This window comes from Streptomyces sp. NPDC005195, assembly GCF_040608315.1.
Lineage (GTDB): Bacteria > Actinomycetota > Actinomycetes > Streptomycetales > Streptomycetaceae > Streptomyces > Streptomyces kaempferi.
On sequence record NZ_JBEXHZ010000106.1, the window covers coordinates 1 to 8,166 of the forward strand.

Annotated in this window: 3 protein-coding genes; all 3 read right to left on the reverse strand. The window is 72.6% G+C overall.

The annotated features are described in order from the left end of the window. Positions 1-27 precede the first annotated feature (27 nt). A complete protein-coding gene (locus ABZV34_RS35625; RefSeq protein ID WP_356286233.1) occupies positions 28-1,260 on the reverse strand; it encodes a macrolide family glycosyltransferase in 1,233 nt (410 codons plus the stop codon). 65 nt (positions 1,261-1,325) lie between these two features. Then, positions 1,326-2,633, reverse strand: coding sequence for a cytochrome P450 (locus ABZV34_RS35630; protein ID WP_356286236.1), 1,308 nt, complete (start codon positions 2,631-2,633; stop codon positions 1,326-1,328). A gap of 215 nt (positions 2,634-2,848) precedes the next feature. Beyond that, a partial coding sequence (locus tag ABZV34_RS35635; RefSeq protein WP_356286239.1) for a type I polyketide synthase occupies positions 2,849-8,166 on the reverse strand: 5,318 nt, incomplete at its 5' end.

Genomic DNA, 8,166 nt, shown 5'->3' on the forward strand with positions numbered 1-8,166 from the left:
ACGGGACCCGCCTGCGCACCTGCGGTGCTACAACGATCGTCCGGCAGGGGGGCGTTCAGCGGGCGTGGGCAGCAGCGCCTCCAGGGCCCGCGCCGCGCGTGGTGCGCCGCCGGCCCGTTCCATCACCGCGGGCATCCGCCCTACCCGTTCCCGCAGTCCCGCGTCCGCGGCCGTCCGCTCCACCGCGTCCAGCAGGGTGTCCGCGGTGATTTCGGCCGGGGCGAGGACGGTGCCGAGCCCGAGCTCGGCCGCGCGGCGGGACAGTACCCGGGTCTCCGGCACCAGAGGGACCAGCACCGGCGGGGTGCCCGCGTACAGCGACTCCATCATGCTGCCCAGTCCCGCGGCCGTGACGAAGACCTCGGCCCGCCGCAGCACCGCCAGTTGGGGGATCCACGCGTGGGCCTCCACGTTGCGGGGCAGCGGGCCGAGCCGGCGGGGGTCGGCGCCGTTGCCGACGGTGATGACCGCGTGCCAGGGCCGGCCCTCGAAGGCGCGGACGCAGGTACGGAAGAAGTCGGCCTGGTCGTTGTAGAGGGTGCCCATCGAGAGCACCACGAGCGGCAGTCCGTCGGCGGGCGCGTCCCAGGTCCCCTTCGTGTACTGCGAGGAGAGGCAGGGTCCGACGAACACCGACTCCTCGCCGAAGGTGTCGCCGGCCGGCTGGAACTCCCGGGGCGCGTAGACCACGTTACGGTCGGCCCGCCAGCTCACCAGGTCGCCCGGGGACGCGTCGATGCCGAGGTCGGCGGCGAACTTCCCGGCCCGGGTGAGGAGTTCGACCACCGCCGGGTGGTCGAGGCCGACACCGGAGAACCCCGCGATCTCGTCCACCTGCGAGTAGTGGTCGTTGGACGCCATCGAGGGCGTGGACTGCACCGCGGGCCGGTCCCACAGTTTCCCCAGCGCCCGCCCCGCCGAGGAGACGATCATGTCGTAGAACACCAGGTCGGGCACGTCGTCGGCGAACAGCCGGCGGGCCAGTTCCGTCAGCTTCACGCTCTCCTCGAGGAAGAGCACGGCCGACCACGCCAGCACGTCGGGGGTGAGTTCCTTGTACTGCCCCGGGCTCAGGGCCTCGGCCAGCAGCGAGTCGTGGACCAGCGCGGTGGCGCCGGTCGCCCGCACGGCGGGCGCGAAGCCCTCCGCCGTCAGGAAGCTGACCCGGTGCCCGCGCCGCACGAGTTCCTCGGTGACCGCCAGCGCGGGCCGCATGTGACCCTGCGCCGGAATGTCGAGGACGAGGATGTGACCGGGCACGGGGGCCTCCTGGGAACGTGGACTGCCGGTGCGGGGACGCGGTGCGCGGGCCCCGGCGGCGGAGCTCACCGGGTGCCCCGGGCCCGGACCGGGACGATGCCGGGGCCGCGGATGTTGCGGATGGGACGCAGTTGCGGCCGGCCGGCCAGGGCCAGCCGGGGCATGCGGGAGAACAGGTGCCGCAGGGCGAGTTCGCTCTCCAGCCGTGCCAGCCCCGCGCCCAGGCAGTAGTGGATGCCGGCCGAGAAGGCCAGATGGTCACGCTTGTTGGGGCGGCGCAGGTCGAAGCGGTGCGGGTCGTCGAACACCGCGGGGTCCCGGTTCGCGCCGCCGATCGCGATCGCGAGCATCGCCCCGGCCGGCAGCTCGGCCTCGCCGAGCGCGACCGGCTCCCGCGCGACGCGCAGCAGCACCTGGACCGGTGGTTCGTAGCGCAGGAACTCCTCGACGGCCTCGGCGGCGAGATCGAGGTCGTCCAGCAGCAGGGCCTTCTGGTCGGGGTGCTCCAGCAGCACGACGGCCGCCCCGGCGATCGCGTTGACCACGGTCTCGAATCCGGCGATCAGCAGCATCCCGACGAGCACGACGAGCGTACGGCCGTCCAGCGGCTCCCCTTCGGGCGCGGCCGCCGCGAGCCGGCTCACCAGGTCGTCCCCCGGCTCCCGGCGCCGCTCCTCGACGAGGGCTCCCAGGAACTCCGTCATCTCCGCCAGCGCGCGGCGTACGTCCCGCCGTTCGCCGAGGGTGCGAATACCGTCCAGGGTGTTGGCCAGCACACCGCCCCACCGTACGAAGGTGTCACGGTCCGCTCCCGGAACGTCGAACAGATCGCATATCACTTCCAGGGGTATCCGCCGGGCGAAGTCCGCCACCAGGTCGAACTGTTCGCGGCCCGCGACTTCGTCGAGAATCCGCGTCACGACTTTCTCGACCGCCGGGGTCAGGTCACGCATCGCGTGCGGGGTGAACAGCGGACCCGCGATCCGGCGGAGCCTGGTGTGCTCGGGCGGGTTGAGCACCAGCAGCGACTCGTCGATGGGGTGGAACAGCTGCTCCTCCTCCCCCGACGCGACCAGCCAGTCCAGGGCGCCGGGCCGCTTCCTCGTCGGCCCCACGCCCAGGCGGTGATCGCGCAGCGCGGCCCGGCTGACCGCGTGGTCCGCCGTGACGTGCAGCCCCAGCGGGTGCCGGCTCACCCTGCCCCGCGCGCGGATGCGCTCGTACTCCGGATAGGGGTCGGCCGGCGCACGGCGGCCCAGGACCCGCATGACGGGATCACCCGACAGCGCCATCGCCCGCACCACGGTCCGCGTCGTCAGGGAAACGGCTCCCGCTCGCAGGTCATTGCCGATCCGCTCGGTACTGATCAACATACGCTCTCCGTATCTGAAATTCCCTTGAGGAACCGACGTGCACCATCACGAACAGCACGGTACGAAGCTCCGTTTGACGCCGTCGAGAAGGCCGCTGGAAATGCCGCGGAAAACCCTGAATTCCCCTAGTCGCCGCATATCGAATCCGTTTCGGGAGCGCGTCGCGGAACGGCTCGTAAGGGACGGCTCGCGCCTGCCCGGTCCGGCCCGCGTTCCTAGGACTGGTCGAGTTGCCGGCTGATGAAGTCGAACAGTTCCTCGTCCGTGGCGTCGTCCAGCCGGTCGGCCATGGACACCGCAGGCCCCGTCCCGTCGTCCGCGCCGTTCAGGCCGTTCAGGCCGTCGGGGTCGGACTCCAGTTCCTCGACCTCGGTGAGGAACGCCTTGAGCCTCGCCTTGAGCAGGATCCTCACGTCCTGTCCGGGGTCGGAGCCGATGATCCTCGCGACCGCGTTCTCCATCTGCGCCAGCAGCGCGGTGGCGTTGGCCTGTCCGCCTCCGAAGAGTTCACCGGTCAGGTGGCGGGCGAGGTCGGCGGGCGTGGGGTGGTCGAACACGAGGGTGGTCGGCAGCCGCAGACCGGTGTCGGTGCTGAGCTGGTCGCGCAGTTCCACGGCGGTCAGTGAGTCGAAGCCCATCTCCCGGAACGCCTTGGTGGGTTCGACGCCCGACATCCCGTCGAAGCCGAGTGCCGTGGCGGCGACGCTTCGCACGTGGTCCTGCACCATGTGGAGCCGTGCCTCGGCGGGTGCCGCGGTCAGCTTCTCGACCAGGGGGCGTGGGGCGTCGGGGGCGGTCTCCGCGTCCCCGGGCGCCGTCGCGGCGGCCCGCGCCTCCGGGAGGGCGGACAGCAGTGGGCTGGGGCGGCGGGCGGTGAACGGTGCGAGGAACTTCTCCCAGTCGACGTCGGCCACCACCACGGTGGCGTCCCCGACGTCCAGAGCACGCCCGAGGCCGGTCAGTGCCCGGTCCGGATCCATCACCCGCAGACCCCGGCGCACCAACTCCGCGGCGCCCTGCTCCGAGACCATCCCTCCGCCGCCCCACGGCCCCCAGGCCACGGCAGTACCGGCGAGGCCCCGGGCCCGGCGCCGCTCCACCAGCGCGTCGAGATGCGCGTTGGCGGCGGCGTACGCCGACTGACCACCACTGCCCCACACCCCGGCGATCGAGGAGAACACCACGAACGCCGACAGGTCCAAGTCCCGGGTGAGAACGTCGAGATGGTCGGCTCCCACCGCCTTCGCAGCCATCACCGCGGCAACCCGCTCCGGAGTCAACCGGTCGATCAGATCGTCGTCCAGCACCCCCGCGACATGGAACACCGCGTCGACCGGATACCGCGACAGCAGACCCGCGACCGCCTCCGCATCGGCCGTGTCACACGCCTCCACCACAACCCCCGCACCCAACCCCTCCAGCTCACCGACCAGGCCGGCCGCACCGGGAGCCTCCACTCCACGGCGACTGGTCAGAACCAGTTCACTCGCACCACGCCCCACCAGCCAACGGGCCACGCGCGCACCGACTCCGCCTGTGCCGCCCGTCACCAGCACCCGTTCGGGAGCGCGCCAGCCGTCGGCCGAAGGCCCCCAGGCCGGTGCGCCGCCGGGCAGCGGGGCGTGGGAGAGCCGGCGGGCGAACAGAGCGGCACCGCGTACGGCCACCTGGTCCTCGCCGCCGTCGGCGACGACCGCGGCCAAGCGCGCGAGGACACTCCGGTCCACGGATTCCGGCAGGTCGACGAGGCCGCCCCACCGGTCGGGGTGTTCCAGGGCGGCGACCCGCCCGAAGCCCCACAGGGCGGCGGCGGCCGGGTCGACAACGCCTTCGGACGGGGCGCCGACGGTGACGGCACCGCGGGTGAGCTGCCACAGCGGTGCGGTCACTCCCGCGTCACCCAGCGCCTGGACGAGGGCCAGGGAGGCCGTCACGTCCGCGGGCCGGAACAGGACTCCGACGACCGGGTCGCCCGCCTCTGCCGCGTCGGACAGGACACGGCCCAGTTCGGCACGGCCGGCGGCGGGGTCGTAGGCGATCCGCTCCACACCGGGGAGGAACTCCTCGATGCCGTCGAGCACCGGGCCTTCCGCGGGCGGCTGGAGCAGCAGTCGGCGGCGGGCGTCCGGGGCGGTGGGCGGCGGTGCGGTGAAGGACCGCCATTCGACGCGGTAGCGCCAGCCGTCCACGCGTGAGCGCTCGGCCGCGCCCTGCCGCCAGGCGGACAACGCCGGTACGACGGCGTCGAGTTCGGCCTCGGCCACGCCCAGAACCTCGGCGAGGTTCTGGGCGTCACCGCGTTCCACCGCCGCCCAGAAGCTCTCGTCCAGCGGATTCGCGCTCGTCCCGGACACGCGGTGTGCGGCGGGCTCGGGCCAGAAACGCTCATGCTGGAAGGCGTACGTCGGCAGTTCCACCCGCCGCGCCCCGGAACCGGCCAGCAGTGCGGGCCAGTCGACGGCGGCACCGTGGGTGAACGTCCGCGACACCGCCGCCATGACGGTGTCGGTCTCGGGGCGGTCCTTGCGCAGGACGGACGCGAAGAGCATCTCCTCGTCGCCGGAGACGCCGGACTGGGCGAGGGCGGTGAGGGTGCCGTCGGGGCCGAGCTCCACGAACCGGGTGACACCGTTCGCGGCCAGCCACCCGATCCCGTCGGCGAACCGTACGGCCTCCCGGACATGGCGCACCCAGTACTCGGCCGACTCCAACTCCCCCGCACCGGCGGCCTGTCCGGTCAGATTCGAGACGACCGCGATACGGGCCGGCGCGTAGGTGACGCTCTCGGCGACCGTACGGAACTCGGCAAGCATCGGCTCCATCAGCGGCGAATGGAAAGCATGGGAGACGCGCAGACGGGAGGTACGGCGGCCCAGGGCGGCTATCTCCTGCGCGACCGCCTCCGCCACCGCCTCGACACCGGAAATCACCACCGAGCGGGGGCCGTTGACGGCGGCGACGGACACGTCGCTCTCCCAGCCGTCCAGCAGCGGCAGGACCTCGGCCTCGGACGCCTCCAGCGCGAACATCGCACCACCAGAGGGCAGTTGCTGCATGAGGCGGCCCCGCGCCGACACCAGCCGGCAGGCGTCCTCGAGGGAGAACACCCCCGCCACGTGTGCGGCGGCCAGCTCACCCACCGAATGACCCACCAGGAAGTCAGGGCGCACACCCCACGACTCCACCAGCCGGAACAACGCCACCTCGATCGCGAACAGCGCGGGCTGAGTCCAGCCCGTCTCGTTCAGCAGGCCGGCGTCCTCACCGAACACCACCTCCCGCAGACCGCCGTCCAGGTGCGCACACACCGCGTCGAAAGCCTCCGCGAACACGGGATACGACTCATACAACTCCCGGCCCATACCCAGGCGTTGCGCACCCTGGCCGGAGAAGAGGAAGGCGAGCTTGCCCTCGCTCGCGACGCCCTGGGCCACGCCCGGCACGCTCTCGCCTCGGGCGACAGCGGAGAGTCCGGCGAGGAGTTCCGCACGGTCGCCGCCCCAGATCACCGCACGGTTCTCGAACGCGGACCGGGTCCGGGCCAGCGACAGACCCACGTCGGCGAGGCCGAGTTCGGGCTGTGTCCCGAGGTGGGTCAGGAGCCGTTCGGCCTGGCCCCGCAGAGCGTCGGCGCCCTGTCCGGAGACCACCCACGGGACGACGGGCAGCGCCGGGGGACTCGCGGTGTCCGTGTCGTCGACGGCCGTCTCCGCCTGTTCCAGCACGACGTGCGCGTTGGTGCCACTCAGTCCGAACGAGGAGACACCCGCCCGGCGCGGACGTTCCGTCTCCGGCCACTCCACCGCCCCGGTCAACAGCCGTACGTCACCGGCCTCCCAGTCGACGTGTGACGAGGGTGCGTCGACGTGGAGGGTGGCCGGCAGCACACCATGGCGCATCGCCTCCACCATCTTGATCACGCCCGCCACACCCGCGGCGGCCTGCGTGTGACCGATGTTCGACTTCACCGACCCCAGCCACAAAGGCCGCCCGGCGTCACGCTCCCTGCCATACGTCGCCAGCAGCGCCTGCGCCTCGATCGGATCGCCCAGAGACGTACCGGTACCGTGCGCCTCCACCGCGTCCACCTCCGACGCCGACAGACCCGCACTCGCCAACGCGGCCCGGATCACCCGCTGCTGCGACGGACCGTTCGGCGCCGTCAGACCATTCGACGCACCATCCTGATTCACCGCCGAACCACGCACGACAGCGAGCACGGGATGACCGTTCGCACGGGCGTCCGACAACCGCTCCACCAGCAGCACACCCACACCCTCACCCCAGCCCGTACCGTCCGCACCCTCCGCGAACGCCTTGCACAGGCCGTCACCCGCCAGACCGCCCTGGCGGCTGAACTCGATGAACGCGCCGGGAGTGGACATCACGGTGACGCCGCCGGCCAGCGCGAGATCGCACTCCCCCGACCGCAGGGCCTGGGCGGCCAGGTGCAGGGCTACGAGGGACGAGGAGCAGGCGGTGTCGACGGTGACCGCGGGGCCTTCGAGACCCAGGACGTAGGAGACGCGGCCGGAGAAGACACTCGCCGCGTTGCCGGTGCCGACGTAGCCGCCGAAGTCACCGCCCGAGGAGGCGAGGAGTGCCGGGTAGTCCTGGCCGTTCGTTCCCGCGAACACGCCGGTCCGCGAACCGCGCAGCAGACGGGGGTCGATACCGGCCCGCTCCACGGCCTCCCACGACGTCTCCAGCAGCAGGCGCTGCTGCGGGTCCATCGCCAGTGCCTCACGCGGCGAGATCCCGAAGAAGCCCGCGTCGAAGGAGCCGACGTCGCCCAGGAACCCGCCGCGGTGGGTGTGGCTGGCGTACGGGCCGTCGGATGTGTGGAGGGCGTCGAGGTCCCAGCCCCGGTTCTGGGGGAAGCCGACGATGCCGTCGCGTTCTTCGGACAGCAGGCTCCACAGGGTCTCCGGGGAGTCGACCCCGCCGGGGAACCGGCAGGCCATGGCGACGATCACGATCGGGTCGGCGGACACCTCGGCCCCGGTCGCGGCGGACGCGCCCGGGGTCTCCGCGACGACACCGCTCAGCTCGCCGTGGAGGAAGTCGGCCAGGGCCGACGGGGTCGGGTAGTCGAACACCACGGTGGCGGGCAGTCGTACCCCGCACTCCGCGCCCAGTACGTTGCGCAGCTCCACCGCGATGAGCGAGTCCACGCCCAGGTCGCGGAACGCGCGGTCGGCCGGAACCGCTTCCGGGCCGGGGTGACCGAGCACGGCGGCCGCGCGGGTACGGACCGTGTCGAGGAGTTCGGCGCGCTGGGCCTGCGCGGTCAGGCCGGTGAGGCGTGCGCGCAGGGCCGTGGCGGGGGCGGACTGTCCGGCCGTGCGCTTGGGGGCGGCATACAGCTCGCCGAGGAGCGGGCTGGTGCGGACGGCGGTGAAGGCGGGGCCGAACAGGGTCCAGTCGAGGTCGGCGACGAAGGTGACCGGGGCCGGCGAGGCGGCGCAGACGGCGAGGGCGTCGAGGCCGGCCGCCGGGTCCAGGAGGTTGACGCCTCCGCGGCGCTGGCGGT

Coding starts and splice junctions, on each gene's coding strand:
- ABZV34_RS35630 (WP_356286236.1), bottom strand. CDS start 2,633: ATGTTGATCAGTACCGAGCGGATCGGCAATGACCTGCGAGCGGGAGCC.